Origin of the sequence: Pseudooctadecabacter sp. (assembly GCF_965657175.1) — a bacterium.
Lineage (GTDB): Bacteria > Pseudomonadota > Alphaproteobacteria > Rhodobacterales > Rhodobacteraceae > Octadecabacter.
On the sequence record NZ_CBFHNH010000001.1, the window covers coordinates 233005 to 250114 of the forward strand.

Consider the following 17110-nt stretch of genomic DNA (forward strand, 5'->3'; position numbering starts at 1 on the left):
CCAATCGAAGACACCCACAGAATCAGGGTGTCAAAATTACAGTATTCGTTATGTGTAAGTTTAACCTGACAGTTATGTGTGTCAATCTAGTTAGACAACTATCTGTCAGCTTGGCTTTTCAGCCATCACAACAGCGGTGACATAACTGCGTAGGGGACGTTTTGCGGTGATGGCCACAAAGCCTGCCGCTTCAAGGAGGCTTGAAATTTCCGCAGCTGAACGGGTCCGGCCCGTCCGCATCGCCAATGTATACAAGGCAAAATAGGCGTCGGTTGCTTTGTCCGGCCTCGTGCCGCCGCTCATCGGTTCCGAAATGATGATACGTCCACCCGGTGGCAGTGCGGCAAAGGCTTTGGCCAAAAGATCGGCAACCGTGGTGTCAGAATGATCGTACAACACCCGCACAAGTGAGATCGCATCTGCCCCATCCGGCAAGACATCTTCCTTGAACGATCCTGTCAAAACCTCAGCGCGGGGCGATAATCCGGCATCCTGAAACCGGTCGGACGCGGCAGGGGCCACAGCAGGCAGATCAAAAAGTCGCAGCGATATATCGGTATTGGCGCGCCCTACGGCCTCCAAGAACGCACCGGTGCCGCCACCCACATCCATAAGCTTGGAAATTCCGTCAAACGACACCATCCGCAATGTGTCCTGCGCGACCAAGACCTGACTTTGGGCCATGAGGTCGGAATAGGCCTGCGCGGTCGTCCCGTCTATAGCTGTCCCAGTTCCGAAAACATATGGCCAAACCTCGGCCAGTTCGGTCGTCGTTTCACCACGAAAGAATGCCACGGGGTCCTCAAGGTCGCGGTAGAACGCGCGGTGGTGGCGGACCATGGCGGACAAACCGGGGACGGTGGCGAAGGCTGCACCGCGCTGGGTCAATGACACTTTCCCACGCCGCAGCTTCAACATCCCAATCGCGGCCCCGCCGCGCAGCAATATCGTCAATCGATCCTGCGGGATTGCCGTATCCTGGACCAATGCATCGACGGTGACGGGCCCTGCCAACAACGCCTCTGGCAGTTTCAGTTCAGCCAAGGCCATCAAGATTTGCGAATGACAAAAACCCGCCATGATGTCGAAAAGGGCCTGTCCTTCGCGGCGGACCAAACCACGTGTCAGGGGGAACCATGCCGCCCATGTCTGAAACCGCGATGAGGCCATTAACCGGTTGCGCCAGCCCTTGGGGGCGGTCGCCGTCAGACCGCCCGTAAAGCGCGCACCATCGGCCATATCATTCACCTGGAACGCGGATAACCGAACTGGACGGGATGAGTTTCTTCGCCGTGGCTTGCACCAACTGAGCCAAAGCGGCCTCACCATGGCAGGACGGAATGGACGAGATCGCACCGCCCAGAATGTCTTTCAACCGTGTCACAGCACCGTCAACCCCCAGCTCCGTCACCGCATTGGGGCGGTTGTGGATTTCGTCTTGGCCGACAGGTTTGCCAAGCTCAGCCTCATCATAGAGGGCATCACGTAGATCGTCGGCGACCTGAAAGGCCTCCCCGATGCGCGCGCCGAGTTCTTCCCAAGGTTCCGGATCTTGACCCGCTGCAATCGCGCCCATTTGGGTCGCTGCAATAAACAGCGCGCCAGTTTTGGCACGGTGGTAGGCGGACAGATTGATGTCGCGCTCGCTTTCCCAACCTTGACCGGCGCAAATGCCAAAGGGCGTGCCTGTGCGTGTGGCCAAATGGCGGATCAACGGCAGGGCCCGATCCGCGTCCTGCTGTGCCAGATGATCAAAGGCAAGAACGATCAGGCTATCGCCAGTCAGCAGGGCCAAAGGTTCCGAGAAAGCCAAATGCACCGTCGGCTTCCCGCGGCGAATATCGGCGTCATCAAAACAGGGCATGTCATCATGCACGAGGCTGGCGCAGTGAATAAGCTCCAGCGCAGCGGCGGCCGCATTGCTGACATCGGGGCGGTCATCGCCACAGGCCATGGCAACGCTTAGCAAAATTGTGGGCCTGATTCGCGCGCCACCCGGTGCTGCCGCATAGGCCACTGCACGGGTCAGCTGATCAGGCGGAGTTCCGTTTTGGGTCGTCGATACCGCAGCTGTCATCGCGGCTTCGATCCGTTGACTGAACACACTCAAGGGCATGGGACCTCCAAACTGCTGCCCGATCTGTCTATGTTGTCAGACAGGCAATGTGTAAACTATAGTGGACACATTCAGAAAGCGAGTCAACGAAAGCCTTATGTCGTCCCCCGCCCATATCATTGTCATCGGAACAGGCATCGGCGGGCTGGCCACTGCCCTGCGCCTTTTGGCCACCGGCGCACAGGTCACGATGTTTGAAGCGGCTGAGGCTGTGGGCGGCAAGATGCGGACGGTTCCGTCAATGGCAGGACCGGTCGATGCGGGTCCCACGGTCTTAACGATGCGGTGGGTCTTCGATGATCTGTTCGAGGCCTGCGGCGAACGGCTGGACGACCACGTAACGTTGACCCCCGACACAACAATCGCACGACACTTTTGGTCCGACGGGACGACACTTGATTTAATGTCAGACCCATCAGCATCGGCCCAAAACGTCGCAGAGGCTTTTGGCGCACGCGCGGCACAAGAATTCGAAGCCTTTTCCAACCGTGCGAAACGTCTGTTCACTGCCTTTGATCGCCCGATGATGCAGGCGGCAAAACCGTCGTCTTTGGCGTTGGCGGGTGTCGTGATGAAAGATCCGCGCATTCTACGCGCCATGGCCCCCCATCAGACCCTCGCCCAGATGTTGCGCGGTCAGTTTTCTGACCCGAAGTTGCGGCAAATGTTCGGTCGGTACGCGACTTATGTTGGCGGCTCCCCCTATGCGGCACCTTCTTTGCTGTCGCTGATCTGGCACGCGGAGGGCACCGGCGTGTGGTCCGTCAAAGGTGGGATGCATGCACTGGCCCGCGCTCTGCACGACCTGATCGTCGCGCGCGGCGGGGTCATTCATCTGGGCACGCCGGTGTCCCACATTGCCGATACGGATACGGGCGCTTGCATCACTGTAGACGGCATCCGACATCATGCCGATGCGGTGGCCTTTAATGGCGACCCACGGGCTTTGACGACTGGCCATTTGGGCGACACCGCACGCACAGCCGTGCCGGACGCCGCCGTGACACCACGCAGCTTGTCTGCTGATGTCATGGCCTTTGCCGCCATCCCACAAGGCGTCGATCTCTCCCATCACAACGTCTTTTTCGGCGATGACCCCCGTGATGAATTCGATCCCATCGCGGCCGGTAAAATTCCGACTGATCCAACACTTTATATCTGTGCGCAGGACCGAGGCGGCAACGCCATCCCCTCCGGCCCCGAACGCTTTGAGATCATTATGAACGCCGCCCCTTGCGGGCCAGACGACACTGCCACCCACGAAAGGGCCGCCCAATGTCAGACACATATCCTCACCCGTCTGGAGCAGATGGGGCTCAGCTTCACACCCATGCCGGACACCACGACGCTGACCCAGCCGGCGGACTTCAATCAGCTGTTTCCGGCCAGCCTCGGGTCGCTTTACGGGCGATCCCCGCATGGGATGACAGCGGGGTTGAAACGCCCGACGGCACGCACGGCGATGGGGGGGCTCTATCTGGCGGGGGGCGGGGCACATCCGGGGGCGGGGGTTCCCATGGCGACCCTCTCCGGACTGCACGCGGCAGAGGCGATCTCCACGGACCTGCGTTTAACCTTGCCGTCCCGCCCAACGGTTACGCTTGGTGGTACGTCGACGGCATCAGCCACGACGGCACCCGCGCCGTCAGCGTCATCGCCTTCATAGGATCGGTCTTTTCGCCTTGGTATAAATGGTCCGGCAGGCGTGACCCAGAAAACCACGTCTGCATCAACGTGGCCACCTATGGCCCCGGCGGGCGGTTCAGTATGACTGACCGTGGCCGCAGCGCTTTGCGCCAGACAGAGGATACTTTCACTGTCGGCCCCTCATCACTGCATTGGGATGGCACATCCCTTACCATCGATATCAACGAAATCTCTGCCCCGCCGGTCATCAGTCGCGTGCGGGGGCAGATCAAGTTGACGCCAAAGGCGGTGACATCGAAGGAACTGTTGCTGACCAATGACGGCGCCCATGTCTGGCGTCCCTTCGCGCCCATCAGCGACATCACCGTCGATCTTGAGGCGGACGGATGGCAGTGGGACGGACACGGGTATTTCGACAGCAACTTTGGCACCCGCGCATTGGAGGAGGATTTCAGTTTCTGGACGTGGGGCAGATACCCGACCTCGGACGGGGCCGTCTGTATCTACGACGCCGAACGCCGCGATGGCACGACGCTGGACAGCGCGATCGGGTTTTCGCCAGACGGGGACATGGCCTACACTGACGCCCCCCCGCGTACGCCGTTCAAACGCTCCCTCTGGCAAGTCCGTCGTGAGACACGGGCGGATGCAGGAACCACGCCCCGCCAAGTTTTGCCGATGCTGGACGCACCATTCTATTCACGCTCAGCCGTGGAAACGACATTGAACGGTGAACGTGTGACGGGTGTGCATGAGGCGCTTGACCTGAACCGCTTTGCGTCACCGTTCTTGAAACCGATGCTCGCCTGTCGCGTCCCGCGCCGCGCGAAGTGGCGGTTTTAGGGCTGATCCTGCAGGGCCACTGGGGCCACATCCGGATTGCGCTGGGCGACGGAAATGTTCAACGCGCCCGCAACCGTAACCCATGCCAGATAGGGCACAAACGCCAACCCAGCCCACGTATCGACCATCCAATGGGTGATCATGGAGCCTGCGACCGCAATCCACAGCGCACCCATGATTGGCACCGCTTGTTTTAGCCGGCGAAGGCCAAAGAACACCGGCGTCCACAAGGTGTTGAGCGCGATTTGCAAAGCCCAAAACCCCATAGCGAACCCTGCGCCCGCTTCACCCGCCACACGCGCACCTGCGAATGACATGAGCAGATAAAGCGTCGTCCAGGCCACAGGGAACATCCAGTTCGGCGGTGTCCAGCTTGGCTTTTCCAAGGCCTCATACCACTTGCCAGGTGGAAACATTGCACCCGTAGCACCGGCTGCAAATGTCGCGGCGAGGAACAACAAGAACAGCCAAATATCCATAGTGGGTCCCTAAAAGCGGTGTTGCCCGTTATCTAGACGGGGTTGGAGTGTTGTCCAATATCGTCGTCTTGTCGCTGCAACTGCGCCAACACATCAAGCAATGCGGCCGTGCGTCCCATAGGCCGTCCTTCGCGCGATGCCGCATCCACAAGAAATGCGACCTCATCCAAGGGTCGCGCATGCAGGATCGGGGATCGTGGCGTGATCAGGCTCACACCTGTGCGCAGCATCGCCTGCCCCATCCACCCGATTTTTTGCGCCTTCGATGTATGCGCCCGCTGCGTGATGCTGTCGTGCCCGGCGCGGCGTACTTCGTGGCCGATGCCAGCATAGATGAAACGCGCCGCATAGATGCCCATGCGCGAATTGCGGGGCAAGGCTGGCACACCAGCCTCAGACCGCAGATATAGCCGCTTTGCCTCCGCCAAGAGGCGCCGCGCCATGCGGCGCACATCCGGGGTTGCCTGCGGATCAGCCAGAAAAGCCTCGACATCCAGTCCTGCTTCATCGAACCAGTCGAGAGGCAGGTAAATACGCCCAGCGCACGCGTCCTCACCAATGTCGCGGGCAATGTTGGTCAACTGCATGGCCACGCCCAGATCACAGGCCCGCGCCAGTGCATCGGCGTCGCGCACCCGCATCAGCACGCACATCATAACGCCAACGGCGGACGCGACACGCGCAGAATAATCCCGCACGCCCGACAGATCGTCATAGCGTCGTTCCTGTGCATCCCATGCCAAACCTTCGAGCAAAGCATCCGGCAGGGCTTTAGGCATATCGAATTCTTCAACCACCGAGGCAAACGCCCGATCCTCAGGCGCATCTTTGGGACGCCCTGCATAGATCGCATCTAGCCTGTCCTGCAGGCTCAGGACAGCGCGGCGTTTGTGATCGCCCTCATCGACCTCATCATCAGCCAAACGGCAAAACGCATAGAGAACCAAGGCCGGATCACGAACCGCCGCTGGCAGCAAACGGGACGCTGCGTGGAATGAATAAGACCCCGTGCGGATCGCCTCACGGCAGTGGTTCAAATCTTCTTCGCGGATCATTCGGCAGCCAATCTTTCTGCCACTGCAACACGAGGGGCCTCTGGCACCAGTTGGCCCAGAACTTCGGCACTGGAAATCACACCTGGCAGGCCCGCACCGGGGTGGGTGCCCGCGCCAACAAGGTAGAGACCCTTGGCCTCTTCACTAACGTTATGGGGCCGAAACCACGCCGATTGTAGAATCCGTGGTTCAATGGAAAAGCCGCTGCCGTGAGGGGACAGATACCTGTCGCGGAAGGTTTCAGGCGTGAATTCTTCGGACGCGGACAGGTGATCCTGAAACCCCGGAATGGTCTTTTCCAAAACGGCGGCAACCTTTTCGCGATACTTCGGGGCCTCGGCCTGCCAATCGACAGCCTCCGCATGGCCCAAATGCGGGACAGGCGACAGCGCATACCATGTGTCATCCCCCTGCGGTGCCGCGCTGGGGTCCGTCACTGATGGCCTATGCAGATAAAGGCTCATGTCGTCGGCCAACTTGCCCTTCATGAAAATATCACGCAGCAGCCCTTCGTAACGTGGCCCGCTGAGGATCGTGTGATGTCCCACATCCCCCCATTTGCCCGCCGTGCCCTTGGTGCCGAAATACCAGACGTAAAGCCCCATGGACCACCGGCTGCGTTTCAACTTGGACGCCGTCCAACGTTTGCGTTTGTGGTTTCGCATCAGACGATCATAGGTGTGGCCAGCGTCCGCATTGCTGACAACAACACCTGCGTGCATTTTTTTGCCATCGGTCATGGACACGCCTGACGCGCGGCCGCCCTCGACAAGGATTTCGTCTACCTCAACACCCAACCGCACGGTGCCGCCTTGATCCTCAATCACACGGACCATGGCATCGGCTATCGCCTGCACACCGCCCATGGCGTAGTGCACGCCGTATTCCTTTTCGAGGTAACTGACCAAAGCATACATGGACGTCACATGCATGGGATCGCCGCCAATAAACAGCGGATGAAACGACAGCGCCATGCGCAACCGTTCATCTTTGACGTAGGCCCGCGCATGCCCAAGGATCGACCTGTCGGCGCGCAGCTGGGCGAATTTTGGCAGGACCTTAATGGTCTCCCACAGTTCATGCATGGACCGGCGGCCCAGCCCCTCAAACCCGACCTTGTAGCGCGCCTTGGCGCTTTTCAGAAACTTGTGGAAACCGGGGACATCGCGGGGCGATAGTTTCGCCACCTGAGCCACCATGGCATCGGTGCTTTGTCGTGCCTTGAACGAACTGCCGTCTTCCCACCTCATCTCATAGAACGGATCCATGGGGCGCAGGTCTACATCGCGGTGAAAGTCCCGTCCGCACGCGGCCCAAAGGTCTTCAAACACTTCAGGCATGGTTACAATGGTGGGGCCCAAATCAAACCGGTGACCGTTCTGGCTGATCGACGATCCGCGCCCACCAGCGCGGTCCAGTTTATCCAGCACCTGCACACGGTAGCCTTTGGCGCCCAGCCGCATTGCGGCGGCCAATCCGCCAAGGCCGGCACCAACGACCAAAGCCACATCAGACGATTCGAAACGGGGATCATGTGTCAACATAAGCTGACAGTAATCCGCGATGCCCTCTTTTACAACTTATCCTTTGGACCGTGGGGAGCGGCAGACTTCCCAAATGCTTCAAAATGTGTAAACTCATCCTGACACCGCAAAGGGAACCACGCGCGTGAGCCAAATCGTCACCCTCAGCCTGTTCCGGTTTGACCGGACGCGCGACCGCCTTTGGGCGTTTGCGATGATGGGTGCGGCCCGGTTGTCGCTGCCGCGCACACCTGACATCGGGTTCTGGAAACTTTGCGGGTCAGGCACCGGCGAAGGGTTCACCCCGATCCCGAACTTAGGCGTCTATGCGATCCTCGCCACGTGGCCGGATCACGAAACCGCCCGTAACCGGATCGGCACAGCGACTATTTTTCAGCGTTACCGCAACCGCGCCGCAGAAGACTGGACAGTCTTTCTGTCGCCAACATCGGTCAAAGGCGAATGGTCGGGCACGGCGCCTTTTACGATTGCGGACGAAACAGCGGACGGCCCCCTCGCAGCCTTGACGCGTGCAACGGTCAAACCTTCGATTGCGGCCAAGTTCTGGAAACGTGTCCCCGATATTTCTTCCGTCATCGGCGCGGACCAAAACGTCGCCTTCAAAATCGGCATCGGTGAGGTTCCGCTCTTGCATCAGGTGACGTTTTCCATCTGGCCGGACGCCAAACGCATGGCGAATTTCGCCCGCACCGGCCACCACGCGGAAGCCATCCGCGCCGTGCGCGACAACAACTGGTTTCGAGAAGAACTCTACGCGCGGTTCGCTGTGAAATCCGACATGGGCACCTGGAACGGTGCCTCCCCCCTCGCAAATCTGGATATGCCATGAAACAGCCTTTTCCATTCTCCGCCATTGTCGGCCAAGAGGACATGAAACTCGCCATGATCCTGACCGCTATTGACCCTTCGTTGGGTGGCGTTCTGGTCTTTGGCGACCGCGGCACAGGCAAGTCGACCGCCGTCCGCGCCCTTGCCGCCCTGCTGCCGCAAATTCAACGGGTCGAAGGCTGCCCTGTGAACTCCGAACGCGCCGAAGAGGTCCCAGTTTGGGTTGAGATGGGGGAGAAAACGATCTCCGCTGCGCCGACGCCGGTCGTTGATCTGCCCTTGGGCGTCACCGAAGACCGTGTGACCGGCGCATTGGATATCGAAAAGGCCCTATCACACGGCGAAAAGGCATTTCAGCCGGGTCTTTTGGCCCGCGCCAATCGCGGCTACCTGTATATTGATGAGGTGAACCTTCTCGAAGATCACATTGTTGATCTCCTCCTCGATGTGGCCCAATCCGGTGAAAACGTCGTCGAACGCGAGGGCCTCTCGATCCGCCATCCAGCGCGCTTTGTTTTGGTTGGTTCCGGCAACCCCGAAGAGGGCGAATTACGCCCCCAACTTCTGGATCGTTTCGGTCTGAGCGTCGAAGTGACCTCCCCCACCACCATCGAAGAACGGGTTGAAGTGATCAAACGCCGTGACGCGTTTGAAACGGATTACGAAGCGTTCATGGTGCGATGGAAAGCCGAAGATGCCCTTGTACGCACCCAGATTGAGGCCGCGAAACAGACTCTACGTCAGCTTAAGACAACCGAAACAGCCCTGACAGACATTGCTGGTCTTTGCCTAAAACTTGGCGCTGATGGCTTGCGTGGCGAACTGACGTTGCTGAAGGCCGCGCGCGCATTTGCAGCATTCCGCGAAGACACCGCCATTGGACGAGATCACATTCGCGCGGTGGCCCCTATGGCACTGCGTCACCGTCTGCGCCGGGATCCATTGGACGATGCAGGAAGCGATGCGCGCGTCGCGCGTGTCGTCGAAGACGTGCTGGCCTGATGTCGTGGGACAGGGCCACCCTTGCGCTGTCCCTCCTCGCCATTGATCCGACAGGACTTGGCGGGGCCAATATCCGCGCGCGGTCTGGCCCCGTTCGCGACGCTTTTCTTGAAGCGTTGGGCATCCTGCCCGCCCCGCTGGTCAAGCTGCACCCCGCCATGGACGATGAGACCCTTTTTGGCGGAATTGACCTGACGCAGACTTTGCAATCAGGCACATTGGCATTGCAACAGGGCCTTTTGGCTGGCTGCGGGACGGCCGTTTTGACCATGGGCGATCGATGCGAAACCGATCTTGCCGCGCGCCTGTCTTTGGCGATGGATGACGCCAGATTGTCCACGCTGATCGTTCTGGACGAAGGCGCGGATGAAGATGAAACACCGCCAAGCGTTTTGACAGAGCGTCTGGCATTTCACATCACACTCGATCTTCCCGTACGCGATGTCGGACTTCTTCCGGATGCTTATGACATCGCACGTGCAAAACGGGACTTGCCGAGTGTCGCAACATCGACTGAAGCGATCACCACGTTGGTATCGCTGTGTGTGCAACTGGGTATCGACAGCCAGCGCCCCGCGTTGTTCGCCCTGCGTGCCGCACGCGCACATGCGGCTCTATTTCTGCGAAAAACGATTGAGCCTGAGGATATTGAGGTCGCCGCTGCCCTCACCCTCGCGCACCGTGCGACGCAACTGCCACAGCAAGATGAGGCAGAACAAACCCCTGAAGAACAGGACGCCCCCGCCCCCAGTGATCCGCAAGACATCGGACAATTGGAAGACCGTGTTCTTGACGCCGTCCTAGCGAACCTGCCCGCTGGTCTTTTGGATCAGATCGGTGCCCATGGTGCGGTTGGAAAAGGGGCAGGTGCTGGTGCAAAACACCGGGGCAACCGACGGGGTCGGCCAAAGCCCGCGCGCGCCGGACGCCTGACAGGTCGTAACCGCCTCGATCTGATTGCCACGCTACGGACCGCTGCCCCGTGGCAAAAGCTGCGCAATGCGTCGAAGGGGCACGTCAAAGTCCTCCCATCAGACTTTCAGATCAAACAGTTCGAAGAGAAATCTGACCGATTGCTGATCTTCACGGTCGATGCCTCCGGCAGCGCGGCCATGGCTCGCCTAGGTGAGGCGAAGGGCGCTGTCGAATTGCTGCTGTCCGAAGCCTATTCACGCCGCGATCACGTGAGCCTTGTGGCGTTTCGTGGTGAGACGGGCGAGACATTGTTGCCGCCAACACGGTCCCTCGTTCAAACCAAACGCAGGCTTGCGGCGCTGCCCGGTGGCGGTGGCACCCCGCTGGCTGCCGGGATGAACGCGGCGATGCAAATTGCACAGACGGCAAAACGCCAAGGCATGTCCCCTTGCATCGTCATTCTCACCGACGGGCGTGCGAATATCGCGCTGGACGGTCGTCCAGATAGACCATCGGCGTGCGAAGATTCAGAGACAATCGCGGCCCATATTCGCGCAAATCGGTTGGAATCGATCGTTCTTGATCTTGGCAATCGGCCATCGGCGTTTCTGTCCGGCCTTGCACGGAAAATGGACGGCCTTTATGTGCCGCTGCCCCGCGCGGACGCCCAGAAGATGTCTGGCGCTGTCTCCGCCGCGTTGGCGGAGTAGCCATGCATTGGCCGGAGGATTTGGCCGGTTGGCCTTTGGCGGACCAGTCCCGCAAAGTGCTGTGCCGCCCGCACCGGTGGCACATTCAGGAAGGCGGAACCGGCGATACCCTACTGCTCATCCATGGGGCGGGTGGCGCCACGCAAAGCTGGCGTGGTCTGTTTCCTCTGTTGGCACAAAACCATCATGTCGTAGCCGTTGACCTACCCGGTCAGGGCTTCACCGAAATCGGTGCCCGTGGACGGTGCGGATTGGCGCATATGACAGACGACCTCGCGTCCCTGATTGCGCAAGAAGGATGGAAACCGAAAGCCATTGTCGGCCATTCCGCCGGCGCCGCCATTGCCCTACAGCTGGCGCGCGATAAACCTACCCATGTAATCGGCATCAACGCAGCCCTGTCCAATTTCAGAGGTGTTGCGGGCTGGCTGTTTCCGATGATGGCAAAGGCGCTGGCGCTTAATCCACTGTCAGCCAAGTTGTTTTCGAAGGCAGCAACGCCTGCATCGGTTCATAACCTTATTGCTGGAACAGGTTCGAATTTGGATGCTGCGGGAGAGGCACTTTATACCCGTCTTGTTCAAGACGCGGCACACGTGGATGCGACATTGTCGATGATGGCGCAATGGTCCTTGGATGGGTTAACCACCGCCCTGCCCAACATAGCATCCCGCGTCGATTTGATCGTTGCGGATGGCGACAAGGCCGTACCACCCGCATCGAGCGTCAATGCCGCGAAACAGATGCCAGATGCCCACATTCACCGCGTCACTAAGCTCGGGCATCTTGCCCATGAAGAAGACCCTGAACAGATCGCAGCCTTGATTGAAACGTGTCTTCAAGCCGCTTCGCGCTGAGAGACCATCCAAGCGTCAAGTGCCGCAATCTGCATGTCATTCAAGCGTAGGCCAAGCTTGTTGCGCCGCCAAACCACGTCTTCAGCGCGGCGCGCATATTCCTTGTCCATCAGCCAACGCACCTCAGCCTCGGTCAGGGTCGCACCAAAATCTTGGCCCAAGTCAGCGGCTGATTTCGCCATACCCAAAACGTTCTTAGCGTCGGTGCCATAGGCCCGCACCAGCCGCTTTGCCCAGCGCGCATCGACAAAGGGATAGTCCCGCATAAGATCGCGGATCAACGCATCCACGCCATCCACTGGGAAATCACCACCGGGCAGAGGCACCCCCGCCGTCCAATCCCCGGTAACGCCATCAAAATGGGGGGAGATCTTCGCCAAGGCGCTTTGCGCAAGCCTGCGATATGTCGTGATCTTACCGCCGAAGATGTTCAAGATCGGTGCGCCGCCATTGGTATCGACCTTCAACGTGTAATCGCGGGTCGCGGCTGTCGCGCTTTGCGCGCCGTCATCATAAAGGGGACGAACGCCGGAATAAGTCCAGACCACATCATCGCTGGTGATATCCTGTTTGAAATATCCGTTTGCGAATGCCACCAAATAGTCGCGCTCTTCGTCGGTACAGACAGGTTTCACGCTCGGATCGTCATGTTCAGCATCCGTTGTTCCGATCAGAGTGAAATCCGTCTCGTAAGGAATGGCAAAAATAATCCGACCGTCGGTGCCCTGGAAAAAGTAGCACTTGTCGTGATCAAACAGACGTTTGGTTACAATGTGGGACCCCCGCACCAACCGAACGCCTTCGGTGGAGTTCAAGCGGACCTTTTGCTGGATGATATCACCAACCCAAGGGCCTGCTGCATTCACTAGCATTTTGGCGCGGATCGTCCGCGCCTCACCTGTGTCGGTATCTTCAAGCTGAACGACCCAATGATCCTCATGGCGGATTGTCGATGTGACCTTGGTCCGGACCATGATTTTTGCGCCCCGGTTTTCCGCATCACGCGCGTTCAAAACCACGAGGCGAGAATCCTCAATCCAGCAATCCGAATATTCATAGGCAAATTCAAACCGGTCTTCGATGCCCTTGCCTTCGGGCGCTGTCGTCAGATCAACTGTCGACGTGCCGGGCAGAATTTTTCGGCCGCCAAGATTGTCATACATAAACAGCCCAAGACGGATCAGCCACGCGGGCCGACGTCCCTTCATCCAAGGCATCATAATGTTGAGGATCTTGGACGTCGGCGTCGATCCCTCGAACCGCATGTCTTTGTGATAGGGCAAAACAAACCGCATCGGCCAGCTGATGTGCGGCATGGCGCGCAGCAACGTCTCACGTTCAATCAAAGCTTCGCGGACCAAACGGACCTCGAAGTATTCAAGATACCGCAAGCCACCATGAAAGAGCTTCGTCGACGCACTGGATGTGGCCGAAGCAAGATCGTTCATCTCCGCCAGTCCGACCTTCAGCCCGCGTCCAGACGCATCCCGCGCGATGCCGCATCCGTTGATGCCGCCGCCAATGATGAAAAGGTCAAAATCTGTCTCTACGTCTGCCATGGGTCTGTCCGCGTTTGGAGTCACTTCTTAAGTAGCGCATTTAGCAAACCTTCCCAGAAAGAAAAAGATCGAAATTAAATGATGTTCGCTTATAGAAAAAGCGAACATTTTACGATAGTGAGTCTTCATGAATTTTAGACACGCAAAAATCCTCGAACTCGCCCGAACCGAAGGAAAAGTCACGGTCGATGGCCTTGCCACCGAGTTTGGCGTCACGCTTCAAACGATAAGGCGAGACTTGTCTGATCTGGCGGAACAGGGTCGATTAGAAAGAGTTCACGGCGGTGCCATCCTGCCATCTGGTCTGCGGAACATCCGGTATGAAGACCGCAGGCGTCTGAATGACGAAGCCAAGGCGCGAATTGGTCTGGCCTGCGCGAATGAGGTACAAGCCGGATCTTCGATTTTTATCGGCATCGGCACCACCTGCGAAGCGGTCGCGCGTGCCTTGGTGCATCATGAGGGGCTGTTGGTCATGACCAACAACCTTAACGCTGTGCCGATTCTTTCCGCCAATGCCTCCAACCGTGTCATGGTATCGGGGGGCGCACTGCGTCATGCGGATGCGGGGCTTGTCGGTGCGCAGGCTGCGGCGAGTGTACGGATGCTTAAATTCGACCTTGCCGTTATCGGGTGTTCGGCCTTGGACCAGACCGGCGATCTGTTCGACTATGATCTGGACGAAGTCATCGTCAGCCAGACCGTCATCGAAAACAGTCAGGCCACCGCGCTTGTGGCCGACAAATCAAAGTTTTCCCGTCAGGCCCCCGCGCGGATCGCGCGGATGTCCGATATCGCGCTGTTCGTCACGGACGGGGCGCCACCACAACTTACCCATCAGCCGAACCGGATGGTGACAGTTTAATCACCACTCGAACGCAGGCGCGGGCTCACGTTCGCACAGGGTCATGATGTCGGACACATGCACCATCGGGGCAAGGTCAACATCAGATTGGCCCTTACGGGCCAGATCGGCCATACGGGCATAAAGGCCGGGATATTCGCCGAGCTGGGCCTCTGGCTGCTCTTCCCCGTCGACCAGACACCGGTTGCCACCGTCCTTTAGCTGCACCGCTGTGCCATCCGTCGCTGTAAGTTGCATTTCCCACAGCTGTTCGCCCTCTTTGAGCCAATCGAAAGATGCCGTGACATTGCCTGTGAACTTCAACTCCGCCGTGACGGGTGTTTGCCGGTTCGCAGGCACTTCCAGCACGCCACTGCGCAAATGTACCGGCGCGGGCAAAATCTCGGTCAGGATCGACAGTGCGTTGATGCCCGGATCAAGGACCCCCATACCACCAGGTTCCCACACCCAATCTTGGCCGGGGTGCCATTTGCGCACGTTTTCTTTCCAATCGATATGTGCGCTTTCAAGGATCTTGCCGTCGAGGGCAGCCTTCGCCGCAGCGACCCCTTTGGCCATTCGGCTGTGCCACGTCGCAAACAGGACCACACCTGCGTCATTTGCCATCGCCTGAAGCGCGTGAACCTCAGCCAGAGTTGCACCGGGGGGTTTTTCCAGCATCACATGACGGCCAGCTTTGATACAGGCTGCCGCGTAATCAAACCGTGGCACCGGTGGCAGACACAGGCTCACAACCTCAATATCGGGGTTTTCGGCAAGCATAGTGTCGATTTCTGTGTATGACGGGACCCCATCTACCGTGCCAGAACGGCTAACAGTAGCCGCCAATTCCCATTCGTCCGATGCCCCAATCGACGGCACGTGTTGATCGACGGCGATCTTGCCGATCCCTACCAATGCAACCTTCATCAGTGCGACTCCCTTGCGACCGCGCTGCCGCGCCGTCCGACGAGGAAATCAAAATCAGCCCCCTCATCCGCGCGGTTCACTTTATCATAGTAAAGCTGGGCATATCCTCCGACAGGCCGTTCAACAGGGGGTGTCCAATCGGCCAACCGTTTGGTCAGTTCCTCATCAGAAATATCGAGGTGGACCCGCCGGTTTTCGACGTCGAGTTCGATCATATCCCCGTTTTGCACAACGGCCAGCGGACCGCCTGCAGCGGCCTCAGGGGCGGTATGCAACACAACGGTCCCATAGGCCGTGCCGGACATCCGCGCATCCGAAATACGCACCATATCGCGCACGCCCTGCTTCAACAGCTTCGCTGGCAAAGCCATATCGCCGACCTCCGCCATACCGGGATAGCCCTTGGGCCCGCAATATTTCAAGACCATCACACAGGTCTCATCAATATCGAGATCAGGTAGATCAATCCGCGCTTTGTAGTCGTCGATATCTTCGAAAACGACGGCACGGCCGCGATGCTGCATCAGTTCAGGCGAGGCGGCAGATGGTTTCAGAATGGCGCCATTAGGCGCCAGATTGCCGCGCAGCACCGCGATACCGCCAGATTTGCGCAGCGCCTTTTCGGTCGGCACAATAACGTCTTCGTTCCAGTTCTGAACGTCCTTCACCTCATCCCAGATCGACCCACCCGAGACTGTCAGTGCTTCACGATGGAGCAACCCCATTTCACCCAACCGTTTGATGACGACAGGCAGACCGCCCGCAAAGAAGAACTCCTCCATCAGCCACTTGCCCGATGGCAGAAGGTTCACGATCGTGGGCACGTCCTTGCCGCAACGGTCCCAGTCTTCAAGCGTCAGGGGGACTTCGCACCGGCCAGCCAAAGCCTGCAAATGGACGACCGCATTGGTCGATCCGCCAATGGCACCATTGGTGCGGATTGCGTTTTCGAATGCCTCTTTCGTCATGATATCGGACGGCTTCAGATCATCCTTCACCATCTGCACGATCCGCCGACCTGTCAGTTGGCTCATCATCCGGCGACGGGAATCCACAGCAGGGATCGCGGCGTTGCCCGACAACGCCATGCCCAGCGCCTCAGCCATTGACGCCATCGTGCTGGCGGTGCCCATCGTGTTGCACCCGCCTGCGGAACGGCTCATCGATCCTTCGGCCTCAACGAATTCTTCCGGCGTCATCTCACCGGCCTTGACGGCCTCATTGAACCGCCGGATGTGCGTGCCCGATCCAACCCTTTCACCGCGGAAATGGCCATTCAACATCGGCCCGCCGCTGACGACAATCGCGGGCAAATCGACAGATGCAGCGCCCATTAGCAACGCAGGCGTGGTCTTGTCACAACCCGCCATCAGCACAACGCCGTCAATTGGTTTGCCGCGCAGCGCCTCTTCGACGTCCATCGCGCACAGGTTGCGGAACATCATTGCCGTGGGGCGCAATGCGCTTTCCGAAGGGCTGAACACGGGGAATTCCACCGGAAAGCCCCCTGCCTCCCACACGCCGTTTTTCACCTTCTCGGCCAGTTCACGCAGGTGCCCATTGCACGGCGTCAGATCGGACCATGTGTTGCAAATGCCAATGACAGGCCGACCGTCAAATAGGTCATCGGGATAGCCTTGGTTTTTCATCCAGCCACGGTGATAAATCGCATCCTTGCTGGTCCCGCCGAACCATTCCTGAGACCGCAGTTTGCGGGGCCATTTTGCAGGTTTGAATGTCATTGGATCCTCCAGAGGCTATTTTCCCATACCTCACCCCAT

Annotated in this window: 15 protein-coding genes; 7 read left to right on the forward strand and 8 right to left on the reverse strand. The window is 58.8% G+C overall.

Annotation, left to right across the window (positions count from 1 at the left end):
• Window positions 1-105: 105 nt before the first annotated feature.
• Entirely contained in the window at window positions 106-1239 is a 1134-nt protein-coding gene (locus tag ACTG36_RS01135) for a methyltransferase (RefSeq protein WP_375279503.1), read from the reverse strand.
• A 1-nt stretch (window position 1240) separates the two neighbouring features.
• Entirely contained in the window at window positions 1241-2116 is an 876-nt protein-coding gene (locus ACTG36_RS01140; protein ID WP_375279504.1) for a polyprenyl synthetase family protein, read from the reverse strand.
• 97 nt (window positions 2117-2213) lie between these two features.
• Here ACTG36_RS01140 and crtD point away from each other — a divergent pair, with 97 nt between their 5' ends.
• Together crtD and crtC are read left to right on the forward strand one after the other, a co-directional pair.
• Window positions 2214-3782: a 1-hydroxycarotenoid 3,4-desaturase CrtD gene (gene crtD, locus ACTG36_RS01145; RefSeq protein ID WP_375279505.1), complete on the forward strand. Its 1569-nt coding sequence runs from the start codon at window positions 2214-2216 to the stop codon at window positions 3780-3782.
• Window positions 3737-4606: a carotenoid 1,2-hydratase gene (crtC, locus tag ACTG36_RS01150; protein WP_375279682.1), complete on the forward strand. Its 870-nt coding sequence runs from the start codon at window positions 3737-3739 to the stop codon at window positions 4604-4606. The genes crtD and crtC overlap by 46 nt, the downstream gene beginning before the upstream one ends.
• Here crtC and tspO read toward each other — a convergent pair.
• From tspO to ACTG36_RS01165, 3 genes are read right to left on the reverse strand one after another with little or no spacing between them, the layout of a single operon-like run.
• Window positions 4603-5085 (reverse strand): tryptophan-rich sensory protein TspO, encoded by a 483-nt coding sequence (gene tspO / locus ACTG36_RS01155; RefSeq protein WP_375279506.1) that lies wholly within the window; start codon window positions 5083-5085, stop codon window positions 4603-4605. The genes crtC and tspO overlap by 4 nt on opposite strands.
• A gap of 32 nt (window positions 5086-5117) precedes the next feature.
• On the reverse strand, window positions 5118-6140 hold the full coding sequence (crtB, locus tag ACTG36_RS01160; RefSeq protein WP_375279507.1) for a 15-cis-phytoene synthase: 1023 nt from the start codon (window positions 6138-6140) through the stop codon (window positions 5118-5120).
• Entirely contained in the window at window positions 6137-7684 is a 1548-nt protein-coding gene (locus tag ACTG36_RS01165) for a phytoene desaturase (protein WP_375279508.1), read from the reverse strand. Before ACTG36_RS01165 ends, crtB begins: the two co-directional genes overlap by 4 nt.
• 124 nt (window positions 7685-7808) lie before the next feature.
• Between ACTG36_RS01165 and crtA the strand changes: the two genes are divergently transcribed.
• The 4 genes from crtA to bchO are packed head-to-tail and all read left to right on the forward strand — an operon-like array spanning window position 7809 to window position 11996.
• Entirely contained in the window at window positions 7809-8513 is a 705-nt protein-coding gene (gene crtA, locus ACTG36_RS01170) for a spheroidene monooxygenase (RefSeq protein ID WP_375279509.1), read from the forward strand.
• Window positions 8510-9514, forward strand: coding sequence for a magnesium chelatase ATPase subunit I (gene bchI / locus ACTG36_RS01175; RefSeq protein ID WP_375279510.1), 1005 nt, complete (start codon window positions 8510-8512; stop codon window positions 9512-9514). The genes crtA and bchI overlap by 4 nt, the downstream gene beginning before the upstream one ends.
• Window positions 9514-11139, forward strand: a complete 1626-nt coding sequence (locus ACTG36_RS01180) for a magnesium chelatase subunit D (protein ID WP_375279511.1) — start codon at window positions 9514-9516, stop codon at window positions 11137-11139. Before bchI ends, ACTG36_RS01180 begins: the two co-directional genes overlap by 1 nt.
• A gap of 2 nt (window positions 11140-11141) precedes the next feature.
• Window positions 11142-11996 (forward strand): alpha/beta fold hydrolase BchO, encoded by an 855-nt coding sequence (gene bchO, locus ACTG36_RS01185; protein ID WP_375279512.1) that lies wholly within the window; start codon window positions 11142-11144, stop codon window positions 11994-11996.
• Here the strand turns inward: bchO and glpD are convergent.
• Entirely contained in the window at window positions 11978-13555 is a 1578-nt protein-coding gene (gene glpD, locus ACTG36_RS01190; RefSeq protein WP_375279513.1) for a glycerol-3-phosphate dehydrogenase, read from the reverse strand. The genes bchO and glpD overlap by 19 nt on opposite strands.
• Window positions 13556-13682: 127 nt before the next feature.
• Here glpD and ACTG36_RS01195 point away from each other — a divergent pair, with 127 nt between their 5' ends.
• Window positions 13683-14420 (forward strand): DeoR/GlpR family DNA-binding transcription regulator, encoded by a 738-nt coding sequence (locus ACTG36_RS01195; RefSeq protein ID WP_375279514.1) that lies wholly within the window; start codon window positions 13683-13685, stop codon window positions 14418-14420.
• On the opposite strand, the gene ACTG36_RS01200 is transcribed toward ACTG36_RS01195, so the two are convergent.
• Both ACTG36_RS01200 and araD read right to left on the reverse strand, forming a co-directional pair.
• Window positions 14421-15329 carry a Gfo/Idh/MocA family protein gene (locus ACTG36_RS01200; RefSeq protein WP_375279515.1) on the reverse strand — a complete coding sequence of 303 codons (909 nt, stop codon included), beginning with the start codon at window positions 15327-15329 and terminating at the stop codon, window positions 14421-14423.
• Window positions 15329-17071 (reverse strand): L-arabinonate dehydratase, encoded by a 1743-nt coding sequence (gene araD, locus ACTG36_RS01205; protein WP_375279516.1) that lies wholly within the window; start codon window positions 17069-17071, stop codon window positions 15329-15331. The genes ACTG36_RS01200 and araD overlap by 1 nt, the downstream gene beginning before the upstream one ends.
• Window positions 17072-17110 lie beyond the last annotated feature (39 nt).

Excerpts from the sequence above, each read along its gene's own strand:
- ACTG36_RS01135 (WP_375279503.1), bottom strand. The coding sequence starts at position 1,239 with ATGGCCGATGGTGCGCGCTTTACGGGCGGTCTGACGGCGACCGCCCCC.
- ACTG36_RS01140 (WP_375279504.1), bottom strand. The coding sequence starts at position 2,116 with ATGCCCTTGAGTGTGTTCAGTCAACGGATCGAAGCCGCGATGACAGCT.
- crtD (WP_375279505.1), top strand. The coding sequence starts at position 2,214 with ATGTCGTCCCCCGCCCATATCATTGTCATCGGAACAGGCATCGGCGGG.
- tspO (WP_375279506.1), bottom strand. The coding sequence starts at position 5,085 with ATGGATATTTGGCTGTTCTTGTTGTTCCTCGCCGCGACATTTGCAGCC.
- crtB (WP_375279507.1), bottom strand. The coding sequence starts at position 6,140 with ATGATCCGCGAAGAAGATTTGAACCACTGCCGTGAGGCGATCCGCACG.
- ACTG36_RS01165 (WP_375279508.1), bottom strand. The coding sequence starts at position 7,684 with ATGTTGACACATGATCCCCGTTTCGAATCGTCTGATGTGGCTTTGGTC.
- bchI (WP_375279510.1), top strand. The coding sequence starts at position 8,510 with ATGAAACAGCCTTTTCCATTCTCCGCCATTGTCGGCCAAGAGGACATG.
- ACTG36_RS01180 (WP_375279511.1), top strand. The coding sequence starts at position 9,514 with ATGTCGTGGGACAGGGCCACCCTTGCGCTGTCCCTCCTCGCCATTGAT.
- bchO (WP_375279512.1), top strand. The coding sequence starts at position 11,142 with ATGCATTGGCCGGAGGATTTGGCCGGTTGGCCTTTGGCGGACCAGTCC.
- glpD (WP_375279513.1), bottom strand. The coding sequence starts at position 13,555 with ATGGCAGACGTAGAGACAGATTTTGACCTTTTCATCATTGGCGGCGGC.
- ACTG36_RS01195 (WP_375279514.1), top strand. The coding sequence starts at position 13,683 with ATGAATTTTAGACACGCAAAAATCCTCGAACTCGCCCGAACCGAAGGA.
- ACTG36_RS01200 (WP_375279515.1), bottom strand. The coding sequence starts at position 15,329 with ATGAAGGTTGCATTGGTAGGGATCGGCAAGATCGCCGTCGATCAACAC.
- araD (WP_375279516.1), bottom strand. The coding sequence starts at position 17,071 with ATGACATTCAAACCTGCAAAATGGCCCCGCAAACTGCGGTCTCAGGAA.